16 protein-coding genes are annotated in these 18,200 nt (G+C 69.9%); 4 read left to right on the top strand and 12 right to left on the bottom strand.

The window, feature by feature from the left end; translation table 11 throughout:
• Positions 1 to 186: 186 nt before the first annotated feature.
• The 3 genes from NP777_RS31950 to NP777_RS31940 all read right to left on the bottom strand — a co-directional run bounded on the left by NP777_RS31950 (position 187) and on the right by NP777_RS31940 (position 2,341).
• Positions 187 to 963 (bottom strand): endonuclease domain-containing protein, encoded by a 777-nt coding sequence (locus NP777_RS31950; protein ID WP_256653643.1) that lies wholly within the window; start codon positions 961 to 963, stop codon positions 187 to 189.
• A gap of 315 nt (positions 964 to 1,278) precedes the next feature.
• The gene (locus NP777_RS31945; protein WP_256653642.1) at positions 1,279 to 1,479 is read right to left on the bottom strand and encodes a DUF397 domain-containing protein; all 201 of its coding nucleotides are present in this window, start codon (positions 1,477 to 1,479) and stop codon (positions 1,279 to 1,281) included.
• A 10-nt stretch (positions 1,480 to 1,489) separates the two neighbouring features.
• Positions 1,490 to 2,341 (bottom strand): helix-turn-helix domain-containing protein, encoded by an 852-nt coding sequence (locus NP777_RS31940; protein ID WP_256653641.1) that lies wholly within the window; start codon positions 2,339 to 2,341, stop codon positions 1,490 to 1,492.
• Between the two features lie 32 nt (positions 2,342 to 2,373).
• Here NP777_RS31940 and NP777_RS31935 point away from each other — a divergent pair, with 32 nt between their 5' ends.
• Positions 2,374 to 2,691, top strand: coding sequence for an ATP-binding protein (locus NP777_RS31935; RefSeq protein WP_308405276.1), 318 nt, complete (start codon positions 2,374 to 2,376; stop codon positions 2,689 to 2,691).
• A 10-nt stretch (positions 2,692 to 2,701) separates the two neighbouring features.
• Here the strand turns inward: NP777_RS31935 and NP777_RS31930 are convergent, their stop codons facing one another.
• The 6 genes from NP777_RS31930 to dnaK all read right to left on the bottom strand — a co-directional run bounded on the left by NP777_RS31930 (position 2,702) and on the right by dnaK (position 8,072).
• Positions 2,702 to 2,908 carry a hypothetical protein gene (locus tag NP777_RS31930; protein ID WP_256653640.1) on the bottom strand — a complete coding sequence of 69 codons (207 nt, stop codon included), beginning with the start codon at positions 2,906 to 2,908 and terminating at the stop codon, positions 2,702 to 2,704.
• Positions 2,909 to 3,043: 135 nt separating this feature from the next.
• A complete protein-coding gene (locus NP777_RS31925; RefSeq protein WP_256653639.1) occupies positions 3,044 to 3,685 on the bottom strand; it encodes a Uma2 family endonuclease in 642 nt (213 codons plus the stop codon).
• A 154-nt stretch (positions 3,686 to 3,839) separates the two neighbouring features.
• Positions 3,840 to 4,313, bottom strand: coding sequence for a heat shock protein transcriptional repressor HspR (locus NP777_RS31920; RefSeq protein ID WP_138914662.1), 474 nt, complete (start codon positions 4,311 to 4,313; stop codon positions 3,840 to 3,842).
• A gap of 1 nt (position 4,314) precedes the next feature.
• Positions 4,315 to 5,502, bottom strand: a complete 1,188-nt coding sequence (gene dnaJ, locus NP777_RS31915) for a molecular chaperone DnaJ (RefSeq protein ID WP_256653638.1) — start codon at positions 5,500 to 5,502, stop codon at positions 4,315 to 4,317.
• A 45-nt stretch (positions 5,503 to 5,547) separates the two neighbouring features.
• Entirely contained in the window at positions 5,548 to 6,204 is a 657-nt protein-coding gene (gene grpE, locus NP777_RS31910; protein WP_256653637.1) for a nucleotide exchange factor GrpE, read from the bottom strand.
• A complete protein-coding gene (gene dnaK, locus NP777_RS31905; RefSeq protein WP_256653636.1) occupies positions 6,201 to 8,072 on the bottom strand; it encodes a molecular chaperone DnaK in 1,872 nt (623 codons plus the stop codon). Before dnaK ends, grpE begins: the two co-directional genes overlap by 4 nt.
• Positions 8,073 to 8,386: 314 nt before the next feature.
• On the opposite strand from dnaK, the gene NP777_RS31900 reads away from it, so the two are divergent.
• Positions 8,387 to 10,675, top strand: coding sequence for a (Fe-S)-binding protein (locus NP777_RS31900; RefSeq protein WP_256653635.1), 2,289 nt, complete (start codon positions 8,387 to 8,389; stop codon positions 10,673 to 10,675).
• 252 nt (positions 10,676 to 10,927) lie between these two features.
• Here the strand turns inward: NP777_RS31900 and NP777_RS31895 are convergent, their stop codons facing one another.
• Positions 10,928 to 13,771 carry a SpoIIE family protein phosphatase gene (locus NP777_RS31895; RefSeq protein WP_391858613.1) on the bottom strand — a complete coding sequence of 948 codons (2,844 nt, stop codon included), beginning with the start codon at positions 13,769 to 13,771 and terminating at the stop codon, positions 10,928 to 10,930.
• 20 nt (positions 13,772 to 13,791) lie between these two features.
• Positions 13,792 to 14,181, bottom strand: a complete 390-nt coding sequence (locus NP777_RS31890; RefSeq protein WP_256653634.1) for a hypothetical protein — start codon at positions 14,179 to 14,181, stop codon at positions 13,792 to 13,794.
• A 730-nt stretch (positions 14,182 to 14,911) separates the two neighbouring features.
• On the opposite strand from NP777_RS31890, the gene NP777_RS31885 reads away from it, so the two are divergent.
• Positions 14,912 to 16,354 carry an FG-GAP repeat domain-containing protein gene (locus tag NP777_RS31885; RefSeq protein ID WP_256653633.1) on the top strand — a complete coding sequence of 481 codons (1,443 nt, stop codon included), beginning with the start codon at positions 14,912 to 14,914 and terminating at the stop codon, positions 16,352 to 16,354.
• 264 nt (positions 16,355 to 16,618) lie between these two features.
• The gene (locus NP777_RS31880) at positions 16,619 to 17,575 is read left to right on the top strand and encodes a Yip1 family protein (protein ID WP_256653632.1); all 957 of its coding nucleotides are present in this window, start codon (positions 16,619 to 16,621) and stop codon (positions 17,573 to 17,575) included.
• Positions 17,576 to 17,698: 123 nt separating this feature from the next.
• Here the strand turns inward: NP777_RS31880 and NP777_RS31875 are convergent, their stop codons facing one another.
• Entirely contained in the window at positions 17,699 to 18,196 is a 498-nt protein-coding gene (locus NP777_RS31875) for a phosphoribosyltransferase (protein WP_256653631.1), read from the bottom strand.
• Between the last annotated feature and the right edge of the window lie 4 nt (positions 18,197 to 18,200).

Genomic DNA, 18,200 nt, shown 5'->3' with positions numbered 1-18,200 from the left:
ATCCTCTGGCTCCGCGACCCCAGCCTGGACGACGCCGACTCGCTCCCCGCACCCGAGGTCCTCGCCGCCGAGATCGTCGAGGATCTCCAGGCCGCGCTCAGCGAGTTCGCCGCCATCGCCGAAACCCTCCAGCAGGCCCGAGGAGGCAACGAGGCGGTCGTCGCCGACGAGTGACCTCCGCGCGAGCTACGAAGCGGGCTGAACGTCGGCAAGCTGTGTCAGGGCGCCCCGGATATCGCGAATCATCGCTCCGGGGCGCCGATACACATCGCTCGCCGTGAACCGCAGAATCCGGCGCACTTCCCCGCACGACATCAGGTCGTTGAAGCGAGCAGTATCCCGCTGGTGCTGTGCCCTGCTGCCGTGCCACCGGTAGCCCTCGATCTCCACTACCAGCCCCTGTGCCCGGAAGAAGAAGTCCGGGTACGCCCGCCTCCCCGTCGGGGTGGTGAGCAGCAGCTGCGACTCGGGGTGCAAACCGGCGTCATGCATCCGCAGGCGGGCGATCGTCTCCGCCGGCGACCCCGCCTTGGGGTCCGCCAGCGCCAGCCACTCCCGGGCGGTGGCCGTACCGCGCATGGCAGACCCCCGCTCCAGGGCTCGGGCGATCTCCCCCAGCGTGGTCAGCGGCGCCCTGCGCCCCTTCCCGCCCCCGTACCGGCTGGGCCGCCTGCTCACCGCCGACTCCACCGCCACCAGCGCGTCGTCACGCGGCCCGGCCCGTAAGAGGTCTGCCATGGTGCGTCCCACGGTGGTGACCCTCAGCCCGCCCAGGGTTGTGGTTTCGTCCGCCCCGAGCGGCAAACGGTGCAGCACGCCGCCGTGCACGTCCGTCCTGCCCTGGGGCGGCCCGGTGAACTCCACACGCTGTGTACGGGTTTCGATGTCATGGAGTACAGCCGCCGCCGTATGGCTGACGACGAGGTGCGCATGCGCCAGTTGGTTCGCCCACAGCAACGCCACCGGTCCAACCGCCCGCCCGGGCTCCACCCACACACCTGCACGGAGCTGGGTCCACCCCTCCGCGCGAAAGCGACGGTTCAGCCGCCCGCGCTTCCAGCCGCCCACAAGAGCCTGGGCAGTCAGCACCACCCCGCCCTGGGCAGCAGCCAGCCTAGCCAGCAACACCGCATCCCCCGTCCCCGTCATCTCCCCACAGTGCCGCAGTTGCCTGCTCTCGCGCTGGGCCTGTGGATAACGGGGTTTGCGGTGGGTTTGCGCCGCCGGTGTGCCAACACGGGCGATGTATCGGCGACCAAACCCACCGCAGCCCCCTGCTCACTCAGTCAAGCCGTCGAACTCCCCCGCCTTGGCGGCCCGTATGAAGGCCGCGAGAAGGGGAGGCGTGGTCGTGAGGACGGCGCGGGGGTCGTCGCTCTCGCGCAGGCATATGGCACCGCTCTCAGTGGCGGCGAGTTCCACGCACTCGTTGCCCTGCGTTCCAGCGGAGTACGAGCTCTTCCGCCATGCCCCGGACATCTGCACTTCTTCACAGCTCCTCTGCGATGCGGTGAATGAGGTCACGCGACTCTCTCACCGGCAGGGCAGCGCTCTCCATCATGCCGAAGACCCTCCGGTAGTCGGCCAACTGCTTCTCCTCGCCGGAGAAGACGCTGCCGTTCACCGTGTCGAACTGCACCGTGTCCAGTTGTCGCACCGGGCCCTCCGCGTACAGCATCGGCAGACCGGCACCGGCGAATCCCTCCTCCTCGAAAGAGATCACCCGCAGGCTCACACATGGTCGTGTGGATGCCTCCAGCAGGTGGTCAAGCTGTCCACGCGCCACCTTGCGATCGCCGACTTTGATACGGAGCGCGGCTTCATGCACGACGGCGCGCGTCTCGGGCGGAGCATCACGGTCCAGGACCTGCTGTCGGCTCAGACGAAAATCCACAGTCGCCTCAAGGAGCTCCGGCGACAACTCGTAGGGCGCGTTCACATGAAGTGCCCGCATGTAGTCCTCGGTTTGGAAGAGGCCCGGCACATGCACCATCTGGAACAGCTTGAGGCCACGTGCATGATGCTCCAGCTCTGCAAGATCCAGCAGCACCGGGACGAGACGGCCCTGATACTTCCCCCACCACCCGCGAACCCGCTCAGCCGCTATCGCGGCAAGGGCATCAACCAAAAGGACGTCCGAGACACCGTAGTGCGAGGTCAGCTGCCGCACACGCTTTTCACCCGCCGCGACGCGCCCTGCCTCAAGGTGCGACATCGTGGCCTGGTCCATGCCGACGACGTCGGCCGCCTCACGTGCGGTTACGCCCGCCCGCTCGCGCAACTTCCGCAGCTCCGCGCCCAGTCGCTCCTGCCGAGCAGTTACGTGATTTCTCCGCGGCATGAACCCCTCGTACCGCCCTCACCGCCCATGAACTGCCCGAACTGGTCGAGCGCGCGGAGCTGTTGGCGAGCGAGATGCTCACCAACGCCATCGTGCACGCGGGCGGCGAGGCCGATCTGCGGCTGAAGTGGTCCGCCGAGACGCTGCGGATGACCGTGTGGGACTCCAGCATGGCCCCACCCGGCATCCGCCCGCTCACGGCGGGCGGCGAGAGCGGGCGAGGGCTGCACCTGCTGCGGTTGCTCGCCGACCGGTGGAGCCACTACCCGCTGACGGGGGAACGTTGGGGGCCCGCGTCCAAGGTCGTCTGGTGCGAGATCAGCAGAACGCCGCCCGCTGCCTGGGCATAGGCCGTTACGGTCAGGGCGCCGTGAGGGCGACGCGGCGGAACTCGACGGACTCGACGGTGACGCCGGGGGCCGAGGCGCCGAGCAACGGGGCGGCCGCGCGGGCCCGCTCCTCGTCCTCGAACGTCAGGATCGACATACCCCGGCCGTCCACGGGCTCCAGCCACTGGCCGGACACGAAGCCCGGCGCGGCGGTGAGCTTCGGCAGGACGTCGTTCATGAGCGCGGCGGCGGCCGCGGGGGCCTGGGCCGGGTCGATGGGTGACGAGGACTGCGTGCATCGGGGTCTCCTGCGGTGGAATGCTCCGTTCAGCAGGTAGGACCGTCCAGCGGCCCGGAACTCATCGCGGCCCGGTCACCCCTGGCGCGGGCCGGTGATCTCCTCCGTGATCGCGAAGCCCTTCGCCGGGCCCTCCGAAATCTCCACCACGGTGCCGTACGGGACACGGGTCTCGGCGGCGTACGTCCCCTCGTCCGGGGAGGGGGAGGTCAGTACGGTGACGGTGCCGTGGTTGTCGTGGTCGTCGATCAGGACGTAGACGGGGATCCCGGCCCCTGCGTAGGCACGGCGCTTGCGCACCCGGTCGCGCTGCTGGTTCTCGTGGCCGGGGGAGACCACTTCGACGACGAGCTTCACGGCGGAGGCGGCGAAGCCGAGGCCGTCCTCGGTGAGGAACTCCTCGTCCTCCTGGGGCGCGACGAACAGATCCGGCACCCATGCCTTCAGGCCGTGGATGACATTCCAGTCGTGGTGGACCGCGTAATCGCCGTCTTCCAGGTACTTCTCGAGCAGCCGCCGCAGCCGGTTGATGATGCGGGCATGGCTGGAACGTCCGGTTGGCGACACCTCGATGAACCCCTCGACAATCTCCGCGCGAAAGCCCTCGGGGAGTTCCAGGGACTTCCACGCCTGCCACAGGGCCTCATCGAGCGAGATCGGGGACATGGCCTCGGGCACCTCCGTCGTCGTAGGCGCCTCATGGGCGAGTGCGGTCATGGCGCAGCACCTCCTCCTCAAGTGTGGGCCAAGAGTGCCCTCGTGGCACAGGCAGGCAACGGCCTCACGCTAGAGATACGAAAGGCCCGACGACCTGGGATTCGGTCGCCGGGCCACTCGATCGGATGAGTTTGGAAACGGAAGAAACGGTCCGCTACTCCGGGCGCTTGGGGCGCCAGACCACCAGGGCGCTGCTCTGCTGGACGTCCTGGTAGCGGACCAGGTCGCGGCGGTAGGAGGCGTGGACCTGGGCCTCGCGCTGCTGCATGGCCGTCGCGGCGCCCTCGACCGCGGCCTGGAGCTCGGCGACCCGGGACTGGAGGGCCGCGACCTGGTTCTCCAGTTCGATGATGCGCTTGATCCCGGCGAGGTTAATGCCCTCGTCCTGGGACAGCTGCTGGACCTGGCGGAGCAGCTGGATGTCGCGCGCGGAGTACCGCCGGCCGCGGCCGGCGGTGCGGTCGGGGGAGACCAGGCCGAGACGGTCGTACTGACGCAGGGTCTGCGGGTGCAGCCCGGAGAGCTGGGCGGCCACCGAGATGACGTAGACCGGCGAATCCTCGGTCAGCTCATAGGGGTTGCGGGGTCGGCCAGCGCCCCTGCCTCCGATTCCTCCGCGGCCGTCCATCTCATGCTCCCTTCGCGGCCTTGAACAGCTCCGCCCGTGGGTCCTCTCCCACGGTCGCCTCGCGATACGACTCCAGCGCGTCACGCGCCGGGTCGCTCAGGTCCTTCGGCACCGTGACCTCGACGGTGACCAGCAGGTCTCCGCGGGTGCCGTCCTTGCGCACCGCGCCCTTGCCCCGGGCGCGCATGGTCCGCCCGTTGGGCGTGCCGGGCGGCAGCTTCAGGGTGACCGGCGGGCCGCCCAGGGTCGGAACCTTGATCTCGCCGCCGAGCGCCGCCTCGGGAAGGGTGACGGGCACGGTGACGGTCAGGTTGTCGTCCTTGCGGCCGAAGACCGGGTGCGGGTCCACATGCACGACCACGTACAGATCGCCCGCCGGGCCGCCGGTCTCGCCCGGGGCGCCCTTGCCGCGCAGCCGGATCCGCTGGCTGTCGCTGACCCCCGCGGGGATCCGGACCTGCATGGTGCGGGCGGAACGGGCCCGTCCGCTGCCCTTGCAGGTCTCGCACGGGTTCTGCGCGATCAGTCCGCGGCCGCGGCACTCCACACACGGGTCGGTGAGCGAGAAGCCGCCCCCGCCGCCCCGGCTGACCTGGCCGGTGCCGACACAGGTCGGGCAGACGCGCGGGGTGCCGTCCCGGTCGCCGGTGCCCGAGCACGCCTTGCACGGGGCCTGGCTGGACATCCGCAGCGGGACCGTGGCCCCCTCGACGGCCTCGGTGAAGCTGAGCGTCACCTCGGACTCGATGTCCTGGCCACGGCGCGGCTGGGCGCGGGTGGCGCCACCGCGGCCGAACAGCCCGCCGAAGACGTCCCCGAGCCCGCCGCCGAAGCCGCCGGCGCCGCCACCACCGCCGCCGCCCTGGGCGCCGCCGCCGAAGAGGTCGCCCAGGTCGAAGTTGAAGCTGCCGGTGGAGCCCGGTCCGCCCGGCCCGGGGCGGAAGCCCCCGTTGCCGAACAGCGCGCGGGCCTCGTCGTACTCCTTGCGCCGCTTGGGGTCCCCGAGGATGTCGTTGGCCTCGGAGATCTCCTTGAACCGGTCCTCCGCCTTGGCGTCGCCCTTGTTGGCGTCCGGGTGGTACTCGCGGGCGAGCTTCCGGTACGCCTTCTTGATCTCCGCTTCGGTGGCGTCCTTGGGGACGCCGAGAACTTTGTAGTAGTCCTTCTCCACGAAGTCCTTGGTGCTCATCCCCGACGTCCCTCCTCTCCTGCTGCTCTCGCGGTCACCGTCGCGTCAGCCCTCTTCCGGGCCACCGCTCTCCTCGTCCGGCGCCGCGGTCTCGCCCTCGCCCTTGCCGGAGCCGGCTCCCGGCTGGGGCTCGGCGACGGCGACCCGCGCCGGGCGGATCGTGCGCTCGCCGATTCGATACCCCGGCTGCAGAATCTGCACGCACGTGGTCTCGGTGACATCCGGCGCGTACGAGTGCATCAGGGCCTCGTGGATCAGCGGGTCGAAGGGCTCGCCCTCCTTGCCGAACTGCTGGAGGCCCAGCTTGGCCACCACCGTCTCCACGGACTCGCCCACCGACTTGAAGCCGCCGACGAGCTCGCCGTGGTCACGGGCGCGGCCGATGTCGTCGAGCACGGGCAGCAGCTCGGACAGGAGGCTCGCGACCGCGATCTCCTTGACCGTCACCCGGTCCCGCTCGACCCGGCGCCGATAGTTCTGGTACTCCGCCTGGAGCCGCTGGAGGTCGGCCGTCCGCTCGTTGAGCGCGGTACGGACCTGGTCCAGCTGTGCCTGAAGGGCTACCTGCTCGAGGTCCCCGGCCGGGGCCGCCGGGCCCGCCTTGTCGGCGGACCCGGCGCCCTTCGCCGCGTCATCAGGGGTCTTCGCGGCCTCGGAGGGGACATCGGGCTGCTCCTCGAAGCCCGGGGTCTCCTCCGTCACGCGGCACCACCCTGACCCTTGTCGGCCTTGTCGTCGTCGACGATCTCGGCGTCCACCACATCGTCATCGGCCTTGGCCTGGCCGCCCGCGGCACCGGCGTCACCGGCGGCGGCACCGGCCGCGCCCGCGCCGTCCGCCGTGTTGGCGTACATCGCCTGGCCCAGCTTCTGGCTGACCGCGGCGACCTTCTCGGTCGCGGTGCGGATCTCGGCGGTGTCCTCGCCCTTGAGCTTCTCCCTCAGCTCGGTGAGGGCCTCCTCGACCTCGGTCTTGACCTCGGCCGGGACCTTGTCCTCGTTGTCCTTGAGGAACTTGTCCGTCTGGTAGACCAGCTGCTCGGCCTGGTTGCGGGCCTCGGCGGCCTCGCGGCGCTTGTGGTCCTCCTCCGCGTACTGCTCGGCCTCGCGCATCATGCGGTCGATGTCGTCCTTCGGCAGCGCGGAGCCGCCGGTGACGGTCATCTTCTGCTCCTTGCCGGTGCCGAGGTCCTTCGCGCCGACGTGCATGATGCCGTTGGCGTCGATGTCGAAGGTGACCTCGATCTGCGGCACGCCGCGCGGGGCCGGGGGCAGGCCGGTCAGCTCGAACATGCCGAGCTTCTTGTTGTACGCCGCGATCTCGCGCTCGCCCTGGTAGACCTGGATCTGCACGGACGGCTGGTTGTCCTCGGCCGTGGTGAAGATCTCCGAGCGCTTGGTCGGAATGGTCGTGTTGCGCTCGATCAGCTTGGTCATGATGCCGCCCTTGGTCTCGATACCGAGGGACAGCGGGGTGACGTCCAGCAGCAGGACGTCCTTGACCTCGCCCTTGAGGACACCGGCCTGGAGGGAGGCGCCGATCGCGACGACCTCGTCCGGGTTGACGCCCTTGTTGGCCTCCTTACCGCCGGTCAGCTCCTTGACGAGCTCGGCGACGGCGGGCATACGGGTCGAGCCACCGACCAGGACCACGTGGTCGATCTCGGACAGCGAGATGCCCGCGTCCTTGATGACGTTGTGGAACGGGGTCTTGCAGCGCTCCAGCAGGTCGGAGGTGAGCTGCTGGAACTGGGCGCGGGTGAGCTTCTCGTCCAGGTGCAGCGGGCCCTCGGCGGACGCCGTGATGTAGGGCAGGTTGATGGTGGTCTCGGACGAGCTGGAGAGCTCGATCTTCGCCTTCTCAGCGGCCTCGCGGAGGCGCTGCAGGGCCATCTTGTCCTTGGACAGGTCGACGCCGTGGCCGTTGTTGAACTGCTTGACCAGGTAGTCGACGACGCGCTGGTCCCAGTCGTCACCACCGAGGTGGTTGTCACCGTTGGTGGCCTTGACCTCCACCACGCCGTCGCCGATCTCCAGCAGCGAGACGTCGAAGGTGCCGCCGCCGAGGTCGAAGACCAGAATGGTCTGGTCGTCCTTCTCCAGCCCGTAGGCGAGCGCGGCGGCGGTAGGCTCGTTGACGATACGCAGGACGTTGAGGCCCGCGATCTCACCGGCCTCCTTGGTCGCCTGGCGCTCGGCGTCGTTGAAGTACGCCGGGACGGTGATGACCGCGTCCGTGACCTTCTCGCCGAGGTACGACTCCGCATCCCGCTTGAGCTTCTGCAGGATGAAGGCGCTCATCTGCTGCGGGTTGAAGTCCTTGCCGTCGAGGTTGATCTTCCAGTCGGTGCCCATGTGGCGCTTGACCGAGCGGACGGTGCGGTCCACGTTGGTCACCGCCTGGCGCTTGGCGACCTCGCCGACCAGCACCTCGCCGTTCTTCGCGAACGCCACAACGGACGGCGTGGTCCTGGCGCCCTCGGCGTTGGTGATGACGGTGGGCTCACCGCCTTCGAGAACACTGACGACGGAGTTCGTCGTACCCAGGTCGATGCCGACCGCACGTGCCATTTCGGGATCCTCCAGCTACAGCATTGAGTGGAACAGGCTCAAGCGTGCATCACCCGCTCCATCGCTGTCAACAGACCTGAGTCGACAGGGCTCAAGTTTTATATGAGGCTTATGCCCAAGCGGGCGTGGAAGAGGGAGAGGGGAGGCCAAACGAGAGGACGGAGAGGCCAAATGAGGGAGTGGAGGGGCCAAATGAGCGACACAGATCACCGGCTCGTCGACTACATGGGTCCCCGTCCGGGCGGGTAATCTCGGTCAAGCCACATTAAGTTACTGCTTAGTAATCCAGCTCTCTCAGGTTCGAGGAGCCCCTTATGCAACTCGCCGCGATCATCGTGTCGCTGGTCCTCACCGCGGTCGGCGTTGCCCTGCTCGGCCGGGCCGTCGCACAGTTCGTGCGCTTCTTCAAGCTCGGCGCGCCGGTCCCGGCGGGGGCCAGGGCCGACAATCCCTGGCAGCGCAGCGTAACCCTGGTCCGGGAGTTCCTCGCGCACACGCGCATGAACAAGTGGGGCGTCATCGGCGTCGCCCACTGGTTCGTGGCGATCGGCTTCCTGACCCTGCCGCCGACCATCATCAACGCCTATGGCCAGCTCTTCCGGGCGGACTGGACGCTGCCGATCCTCGGCGGCTTCCTCCCCTACGAGCTGTACATCGAGTTCATCGGCACGATGACCACGCTGGGCATCCTGACGCTGATGGCGATCCGGCTGCTGAACCTGCCCAGCCGGGCCGGCCGCAAGTCCCGGTTCGCGGGCTCCACCGCCTGGCAGGCGTACTTCGTCGAGTACGTCATCCTCATCATCGGCCTCGCGATCATGGCGCTGCGCGGCACCGAGGGCGCGCTGCACCACGTCGACCATTACGAGCCCGCGTACTTCGCCTCGTATCCGCTGGTCCAGCTCTTCGACGGGCTCAGCGTGGACACGGTGCAGAACCTGACCTACCTCTTCGCGATGATCAAGCTGGGCACGACCATGATCTGGATGATCACGGTCAGTACCAACCTCGACATGAGCATCGCCTGGCACCGCTTCCTCGCCTTCCCCAACATCTGGTTCAAGCGGGAGTCCAGCGGCGAGGTGGCGCTCGGCGCGCTGCAGCCGATGGTGAGCGACGGCAAGCCGATCGACTTCGAGGACCCGGACGAGGACGCCCAGTTCGGCGTCTCGCAGATCGAGCACTTCTCCTGGAAGGGCATCCTCGACTTCTCCACCTGCACCGAATGCGGCCGCTGCCAGTCGCAGTGCCCCGCCTGGAACACCGGCAAGCCGCTCTCGCCCAAGCTGCTGATCATGTCGCTGCGCGACCACTCGCACGCCAAGGCCCCCTATCTGCTCGCCGGTGGCGGCAAGACGATGGAGGGCGAGGAGAAGGCGAGCGAGGAGCAGCTCGCCGGGGTGCCCGCGGCCGCGCTGGCGGAGGCCGAGCGGCCGCTGATCGGCACGCTCGAGGAGAACGGCGTCATCGACCCGGACGTGCTGTGGTCCTGCACCACCTGCGGCGCGTGCGTCGAGCAGTGCCCGGTGGACATCGAGCACGTTGACCACATCGTGGACATGCGCCGCTACCAGGTGATGATCGAGTCCTCGTTCCCGTCCGAGGCGGGCACGATGCTCAAGAACCTGGAGAAGAAGGGCAACCCCTGGGGCCTGGCCAAGAAGCAGCGGCTGGCATGGACCAAGGAAGTCGACTTCGAGGTGCCGGTCGTCGGCAAGGACATCGAGGACCTCACCGAGGTCGACTATCTGTACTGGGTCGGCTGCGCGGGCGCCCTGGAGGACCGGGCCAAGAAGACCACCAAGGCCTTCGCGGAGCTGCTGCACATCGCGGGCGTCAAGTTCGCGATCATGGGCGGCGACGAGGCGTGCACCGGTGACTCCGCCCGCCGGCTGGGCAATGAGTTCCTCTTCCAGCAGCTCGGCCAGCAGAACGTCGAGATGCTGAACATGGCGTTCGGCGAGGACGCCGATGAGGGCGTCGTGGTCGAGAAGTCCAAGAAGAAGATCGTCGCGACCTGCCCGCACTGCTTCAACACGATCGCGAACGAATACCCGCAGTTGGGCGGCGAATTCGAGGTCATCCACCACACCCAGCTGCTGCAGCACCTCCTCGACGAGGGCAAGCTGATCCCGGTCACCCCGGTCGAGGGTCTGATCACCTACCACGACCCCTGCTACCTGGGCCGCCACAACAAGGTCTACACCCCGCCGCGCGAGATCATCGCCAAGGTGCCGGGGCTGCGGAACGAGGAGATGCACCGCCACAAGGAGCGCGGCTTCTGCTGTGGCGCGGGCGGCGCCCGGATGTGGATGGAGGAGCGGATCGGCAAGCGCATCAACAACGAGCGCGTGGACGAGGCGCTGTCCCTCAACCCGGACATCGTCTCCACCGCCTGCCCGTTCTGCCTGGTGATGCTGACCGACTCCGTCAACGGCAAGAAGGGATCCAATAGCGGATCCGCCGCGGGCGACGCGAAGGTGAAGGAAGACCTCCAGGTCGTGGACGTGGCGCAGCTGCTGCTCGACTCGGTCAAGACCCCCGCCGAGCCGGAGGGCGACGGCGAGTCGACCGAGGCCCCGGAGCCCGCGCCGGCGAAGTGACGCACTCGCCGTACCGACGATGACGAGGCCCGCCCGCGCACCGCGCGGGCGGGCCTCGCTCTTAGAGCCTGTGTCATATCCCCGGTCGGATCAGCGTGCGGCGTCAGGGGGCACCTCCCAGCGGTAGCTGGGGGCGCGTGCGATCGCAAGGCGCCGGAGCCCCCTCGTGGCGGAGCCACATGGGCGTTTCGGCAACGCCGCGAGCGTGCGTGCCAGGCGCCGCACGCCCGGCCGGGGATATGACACAGGCTCTTACGCCCGCGGCTTGCCGTTCCTCGACAGCGGCAGCGCCTGCTCGGTCCAGATGACCTTGCCGTCCGCGGTGTAGCGGGTGCCCCAGCGGTCGGCGAACTGCGAGACCAGGAAGAGCCCCCGGCCGCCCTCGTCCGTCGTCCCCGCGTACCGCAGATGCGGGGAGGTGCTGCTGGTGTCGAAGACCTCGCAGATCAGGCTGCGGTCGCAGAGCAGCCGCACCCGGATCGGACCGGTCGCGTAGCGGATCGCGTTGGTGATCAGCTCGCTGAGGATGAGCTCGGTCGTGAACGCGACCTCGCCCAGCTCCCACTCCGCCAGCTTCCGGGCCACCGCGGCCCGCACCTCGGCCACCTGCGCCGGATCGGACGGCACCTCCCAGTCGGCGGTCAGACCGGGCTCCAGCACCCTCGTACGGGCCACGATGAGCGCGATGTCGTCGCTCGGGCGATCGGGCAGCAGCGCGTCCAGCACCGCCGTACAGGCGTCCTCGGGCGTCCGGCCGGGGCGGGCCAGGGCGCCGCGCAGCATCTCCAGACCCGTTTCGATGTCCCGGTCGCGCTTCTCGATCAGCCCGTCCGTGTAGAGCACCAGATGGCTGCCCTCGGGCAGCTCCAGCTCGGCCGTCTCGAACGGCAGCCCGCCCAGGCCCAGCGGCGGCCCCGCGGGCAGGTCCAGGAACTCCACCGAGCCGTCCGGACGCACCAGCGCGGGCGGCGGATGACCGGCCCGCGCCATCGTGCAGCGCCGCGTCACCGGATCGTAGATCGCGTACAGACAGGTGGCTCCCGTGATGCCCTCACTGCCACCTCCACCACCACTGCCGTCGCCGTCCGGCCCACCAGGACCCTCGTCCTGGTCGATCCGCGCGATCAGATCGTCCAGATGGGAGAGGATCTCATCGGGCGGGAGGTCGAGCGTGGAGAAGTTGTGCACCGCCGTCCGCAGCCGCCCCATCGTCGCCGCCGCGTGCAGACCGTGCCCCACCACATCACCCACCACCAGCGCCACCCGCGCCCCCGGCAACGGGATGACGTCGAACCAGTCACCCCCGACCCCCGACTCCGCCGGCAGATAGCGGAAGGCCACATCCAGCGCGTTCTGCTCCGGGAGCATCCGGGGCAGCAGGCTGCGCTGGAGGGTCACCGCCATGGTGTGCTCGCGGGTGTAGCGGCGGGCGTTGTCGATGCTCACGGCGGCCCGGGTGACCAGCTCCTCCGCGAGGGAGACGTCGTCCTCCTCGAAGGGCTCCGGCTTCTCCGCGCGCATGAAGCTGGCCACGCCCAGGACGACGCCCCGGGCTCGCAGCGGGACCGTGATCATCGAATGGATGCCGTAGTCGACGATCCGGCGGGCGTGCTCGGGGTCCTGCTCCTGCCAGCCGCCGAAGTCGCCCAGGACCGGCTCGACCGTGACCGCTCCGCTGCGGAACCCCCGGGCCTGGGGCGCGCTGGGGCCGAACTCGATCAGCATGCCGAGGGGGTACAGCGGGCCGTCGTCCCGGATGCCGCTGAGGGCCGTACGGCGCAGGACCGTACGGCCGCCGTCCGCGGCCGCCACGGCGGCCCACGAGCCCGCGTCCGGGGCGCCGATGCCCGAGACCCCGTCCGGGGGCTCCTCGCCGCGCAGCACCGAGTCCGCGAGGTCCACCGATACGTAGTCGGCGAACCGGGCCACCGCGTACTCCGCCAGCTCCTGGGCGGTGCGCACCACGTCCAGCGTGGTGCCGATGGAGACGCCCGCGTCGTACAGCAGCTTGAGGCGGTTGCGCGCGAGGTCGACCTTGCCGGACAGCGCGCGTAGCTCCGTGGTGTCGCGCAGGGTGGCGACGCTGCCGGGCGGGCCGCCGTCGCGGTCGGTGGGGCGGTGGCTGACGGACAGCAGCCGCTCACCCGCCGTATGGACCTCGTCGGTGGCGGGGCGCCCGGACGCCAGCAGCGCGGCGGTGTGCGGATCGAAGCCGAGCTCGGACACCAGGCGGCCCTCGGCGTCCGGCGGGAGGTCGAAGAGCCGGCGCGCCTCGTCGTTGGCGAGCACCAGCCGCCCGTCGCCGCCGACGATCAGCACACCCTCGCGCACCGAGTGCAGCACCGCGTCATGATGCTCGTACATCCGCGTCATCTCGGACGGGTCCAGCCCGTGGGTCTGGCGCCGCAGCCGCTTGCTGACCAGGGCCGTGCCCACCGTGGCGAGCGCCATGGCGGCCGCGGCCGCGCCGAACAGCAGCGGTAGCTGATGGTCGGCGGCGCCGCTCACCTTCTTGATCGTGATACCGGCGGCGACCAGGCCGACGACCTTCCCCTGGGCGTCCTTGACGGGCACCACGGACCGTACGGACAGGCCGAGGGTGCCGGTGAAGGTCTCCTGGACCGTCCGGCCCTCGGCCGCCGGGCGGATGCTGCCCATGAAGTGCTTGCCGATCCGGCCCGGGTTGGGGTGGGTGTAGCGGATCCCCTGCGGCGTCATGGCCACGACGAAGTCGACCCCGGAGGCCTTACGGGCCCGCTCGGCGAGCGGCTGCAGCACGGCACTGGGATCGTGGCCGCGCAGCGTGCTCACCATGCCGGGCGCGTTCGCGAAGCTCTCGGCGACCGCCATGGAGCGGTTACGGGCCTCCCGCTCGCTGTCGTAGCGGGACTGCAGGACGAGCGCCACGACGGCGGCGACGACCAGCAGCAGCACGACGCCGACCTGCAGGACGAAGACCTGGCCGGCCACGGTGCGCACGCCGCGCCCGGGATGCCAGCGGGGCCGCCGCCCATAGCCGGGGCCGTTGGGGGCGCCGGGGCCGTTGGGGCCGCCGGGGCCGGGGCCCGATCCGCGGCCGCTCCAGCCGGTCCGCACCGGCGGCCGTCCATGCGGGCTCAGCTGGGTATACGTGCTCTGCCGACCCTGCGGACCCCAGCGCTCACGAGGGTCCGGCGAGCCCTGCGGATCGGCTTGACCGCGCTGATCCCACTGATCGCGCCGGTCTCGCCGGTCTCGCTCGTCGCGCTGACCTTGCTGGTCTCGATGACCTCGCTGGTCTCGCTCGTCGCGCCGACCTCGCTGGTCTCGCTGGTCTCGCTGGTCTCGCTGGTCTCGCTGGTCTCGCTGGTCTCGCTGATCTCGCTGATCTCGCTGATCTCGCTGGTCTCGCTGACCTCGCTGACCTCGCTGATCTCGCTGGTCTCGCTGATCTCGCTGGTCTCGCTGATCCTGTCGGTCCTGTCGGTCCTGCTGGTCCTGCGTGTCCTGCTGAACGCGCCGCCCACGTCGCTCCCATGCCGAGCGGGGCCCCTCACGCCGACCGCGTGGGCGCCAGTCGGTCATCGTGCGGGCCAGCGGAACCCGTGGTCGACCGAAAAGTCCGGCCATGTCGCTATTTCTAGCACCCTCGCTCAGCGGCAGGCGAGCGGCATCCTCCCCCGCCGGCCGAGCACTCCCGTCCGACATCGCGACTACACCCCGCCCGCGCCCTCTTCCACCGGTCTCGCCGCCTCACCCGTCATCCGTACACCGTGCGTCAAGCACATGGTCGCCCCCGCTTTTCCGCATCGAAGTTCCCCGCCGGACGTACCGATACTGGCCGTGAAGTATCCCTTCTCACAACGACGTTGCGAATTCCCTACAGGATCATGCCCAACACGGCATCCGTAAATGTCCTGGACGGGCCTTGTGCTCCAAAGGTCATCTTTACAGTCAAGCGGACTGATCAATCCCGCATCATCCGGAAAGATCACCGAGTGGCCGTCGGCCGGGGTGCCCGGCATCACCCTCGTAACGAAGTGCCGTGCCCCTTGGCCTCGGCCGCGCTGATGGGTTGCCTCAGCCGCCCTGATGGGTTGAGGTGGCCCGATGACGCCCGCACCTCCCCCCACCGCACCACCCGGTCGCGTCCCGGGCCCCCGACGCCGCTCCCTCCCCCGCGTCCCTCGCGTCCTTCGCGTCCCTCGCGTCCCTCGCGTCCCCCACGCCCGCGTCCCCCGCGTCCCCACCGCCTCTGTGGCCACCTCCGTCGCCGCCGGTGCGGCCTGTCTGGCGCTGCTGCTCACCGCCTGCGGCCCCGACGACGGCGGCGCCCAGGGCCGCCGCGACAGCTCCGTCATCACCCCCACCGCGACCGCGCCCGTCCCCCACGGCAAGGGCAGCCGGCTGCCGGACGACGTCAACGGCGACGGCTACCCCGATCTGCGCGTCCCCGTCCCGTCCGGCAAAGGGGGGCTGCCCAGCCGGATCGCCTTCGTCCACGGCTCGTCCCACGGCCTGAATCCCGCCACCCGGACCGTGCTCCGCCACCGCGACCTCGGCCTGCCGTCCCAGGACGTCACCGTCGCGGGCGCGACCGAGGTGGCCACGGCCGACCTCGACGGCGACGGCTACGCCGATGTCACCACCACGGCGGGCGAGGCACTCGGCAAGCAGGAGACCGAGCGCACCCAGGCCACCGTCCGGACCGTCCCCTACATCTCCTGGGGCGGCCCCGGCGGCCCCCACCGCACCCGCGCCGCCGCCCGCGTCCAGCTGACCGGCCCGGACGACGGCGTGGACGCCCAGCGCCCCACGGTCGGCGACTTCGACGGCGACGGCCACCACGACCTGGCCCTGGTCCGCGCGGACCGGCGCTCGCTGCTGGTGCTGTACGGGCCGTTCAACCGGGCGGGCAGGGCCGCCCGGATCGTGCCGTACGCGAGCCCGCTGGAGGGCCACGGCGAGATCAGCGATCTCATCGCCGACACGATCGCCGACACCGCCGACGGCCACCGCGCCACCGATCTGGTGGTGCACGCGATCAACGACAACGACCAGTCCGGCTCCACCCTCCTCCCCGCCGGGCCCCACGGCCTCAGCCACACGGGCCGCAGGCTGCGCGAGGGCAACTCGATCGCCTTCGGCGACTTCGACGGCGACGGCCGCCGCGATGTCGCGGTCGGCGACAGCGGCACCCGTAACGACGAGCCGGGCGTGGAGACGGAGCGGCCGGACATCGGCAATACGGTGAGCGTCTACCACAAGAGGGCGTCACGGACGGCCGGTTCCGTTCCGCACCCCCTCAAGGTGCCCGGGATGTCGGGCACCCTGGCCGCCGCCGACACGGACGGGGACGGCACCGACGAGCTGGCCGTCTCGCTCGGACGGGGCGGCGTGGAGCTGCTCACCCTGCGGGGCTCCCATCCCGCCACGACCCGCATCGCCAGGCGTCATCTGCTGACCCGCTCGGCACCCGCCGTCGTGGACGGCAAGTCCATCCGTAAGGGCGAGCGCGCGGCCCGGCTCTACGCCGTCGCGGACTTCGATCACGACGGTAAGGACGAGGTCGTCCTGGCGTGGGGCCCCGGTCTGGCCTTCTCGCGGTACGGCGAGCGTCCCGAGTGGTGGTGGATCACGGACGGCACGGCGGACAAGGAGGCCTTCAGCAGCAAGCCGTTCGCGGCGGACAAGGACTAGGGCCGGGACCAGAACCCGGACAAGGACCAGAGCCCGGACAAGGGCTAGGGCCCAAACAACGACCAGGACCCGGACCAGAACCCGGACCCGGACCCGGACCCGGACCAAAGCAAGCAAGGACCGGTCGGACACACCGGCGCGCCCCACCCCCCACCGGGGGAAAACCCATAAGGGACCCCCTTAAGGGATGTCACAGCTCGGCCGCAATGCCCGGTCCGCTCGCACAGCTCCCGCACCCGGCCCGCGACGACCGGGTACGTTCGAATGGTGGCTGGATTCAGGATCGGACGCGGACGGGACTCCCACTCCGCGCAACAAGGGCAGCAGCAGCGGCCGCCGCAACCGCCGTACGGACAGAACGCCCCGTACGGCGGTCAGCAGCAGCCGCAGTGGCAGCAGCCCTCCTCACAGGGAGAGCCGGAGTATTTCGGCGGCCAGGACCCGCACTACGGCCCCGGACCCGGGCAGGGCCCCGGCGCCGGAGGCTACGGCCAGGGGCAGAGACCGTACGGACAGGGCGGCGGCGGGTACGCCGACAACAACTCGGGCCATACACAGCAGTTCAGCGTCGGCGAGGCGCCCGACGCGTACGACCCGTACGGCCAGGGCCCCGGTTCGTACGACGACGGCTACGGCGGGCAGACGTACCGCGCAGGCTCCTCCACGGCCGCGCCCACCGGCCCCCGGCTGCACTGGCAGCAACTGCTGAGCGGCATCGTGCTGCGCCCGTCGGCCACCTTCTGGCAGATGCGGGACTACGCGGTGTGGGGCCCGGCGCTGATCGTGACCTTCATCTACGGTCTGCTGGCGGTCTTCAGCTTCGATGACGCCCGTAAGGACGTCCTCAACGCCCCCATGTCCAACAGCATCCCGTGGGTGCTCACCGCGGGCGTCGCCATGCTGATCAGTGGACTGATCCTGGGCGCCGTCACCCACACCCTCGCCCGCCAGCTGGGCGGCGACGGCACCTGGGCGCCGACCATCGGCCTGTCCATGCTGATCATGTCGATCACGGACGCGCCGCGGCTGGTGTTCGCGCTCTTCCTGGGCGGGGACAGCTCGCTGGTGAAGGTGCTGGGCTGGGCGACCTGGCTGGCGGCGGGCGCACTCTTCACCTCGATGGTGAGCAAGTCGCACGACCTGCCGTGGCAGAAGGCGCTGGGCGCGTCGGCGCTCCAGCTGATCGCGCTGCTGAGCCTGCTGAAGCTGGGAACGCTGTAAGGCCGGCACCACAGGCCGCGTGAGCGGCATGGGCCGCGTGAGCCACATGAGCCGGCATGACCAAGGGGCCCGCACCGGCGGGCCCCTCATCTACGCGACATCTACGCGACATGGTCACCGGCGTCAGGCGTCCCGCACTTGCCCTTCCCGCCGCACCACGGGCGGTTCGACGCTCCACGGGAAGTTGATCCACTGATCGGTGCGCTGCCAGACGTACTCGCACTTCACCAGCGACTGGGACTTTTCGTAGATCACCGCGCTGCGCACCTCGGCGACCGTGCCGACGCAGAAGTCCCGGACCAGCTTCAGCGTCTTGCCGGTGTCCGCCACGTCATCGGCGATCAGCACCTTCTTGTCGGAGAAGTCGATCGCGTTGGGCACGGGCGCGAGCATCACGGGCATGTCGAGGGTGGTCCCCACGCCCGTGTAGAACTCCACGTTCACCAGGTGGATGTTCTTGCAGTCGAGCGCGTACGCCAGCCCACCGGCCACGAAGACCCCGCCACGGGCTATGGAGAGCACGATGTCGGGCTCGTAGCCATCACCGGCGATCTTCTCCGCCAGCTCGCGGACCGCGACCCCGAACCGCTCGTACGTAAGGTTCTCGCGCTGCTCGTCCACGCCG

Origin of the sequence: Streptomyces rugosispiralis, assembly GCF_024505145.1 — a bacterium.
GTDB classification, from domain to species: domain Bacteria; phylum Actinomycetota; class Actinomycetes; order Streptomycetales; family Streptomycetaceae; genus Streptomyces; species Streptomyces rugosispiralis.
Note: the sequence above shows the minus strand (reverse complement) of the source record. Positions and strands in the feature narration are given on the sequence as shown.

Bases quoted from the DNA above. Each gene is read 5' to 3' on its own strand.
- NP777_RS31945 (WP_256653642.1), bottom strand. From the start codon at position 1,479: ATGTCCGGGGCATGGCGGAAGAGCTCGTACTCCGCTGGAACGCAGGGC.
- NP777_RS31940 (WP_256653641.1), bottom strand. From the start codon at position 2,341: ATGCCGCGGAGAAATCACGTAACTGCTCGGCAGGAGCGACTGGGCGCG.
- NP777_RS31930 (WP_256653640.1), bottom strand. From the start codon at position 2,908: ATGAACGACGTCCTGCCGAAGCTCACCGCCGCGCCGGGCTTCGTGTCC.
- NP777_RS31925 (WP_256653639.1), bottom strand. From the start codon at position 3,685: ATGACCGCACTCGCCCATGAGGCGCCTACGACGACGGAGGTGCCCGAG.
- NP777_RS31920 (WP_138914662.1), bottom strand. From the start codon at position 4,313: ATGGACGGCCGCGGAGGAATCGGAGGCAGGGGCGCTGGCCGACCCCGC.
- dnaJ (WP_256653638.1), bottom strand. From the start codon at position 5,502: ATGAGCACCAAGGACTTCGTGGAGAAGGACTACTACAAAGTTCTCGGC.
- dnaK (WP_256653636.1), bottom strand. From the start codon at position 8,072: ATGGCACGTGCGGTCGGCATCGACCTGGGTACGACGAACTCCGTCGTC.
- NP777_RS31900 (WP_256653635.1), top strand. From the start codon at position 8,387: ATGCAACTCGCCGCGATCATCGTGTCGCTGGTCCTCACCGCGGTCGGC.
- NP777_RS31880 (WP_256653632.1), top strand. From the start codon at position 16,619: ATGGTGGCTGGATTCAGGATCGGACGCGGACGGGACTCCCACTCCGCG.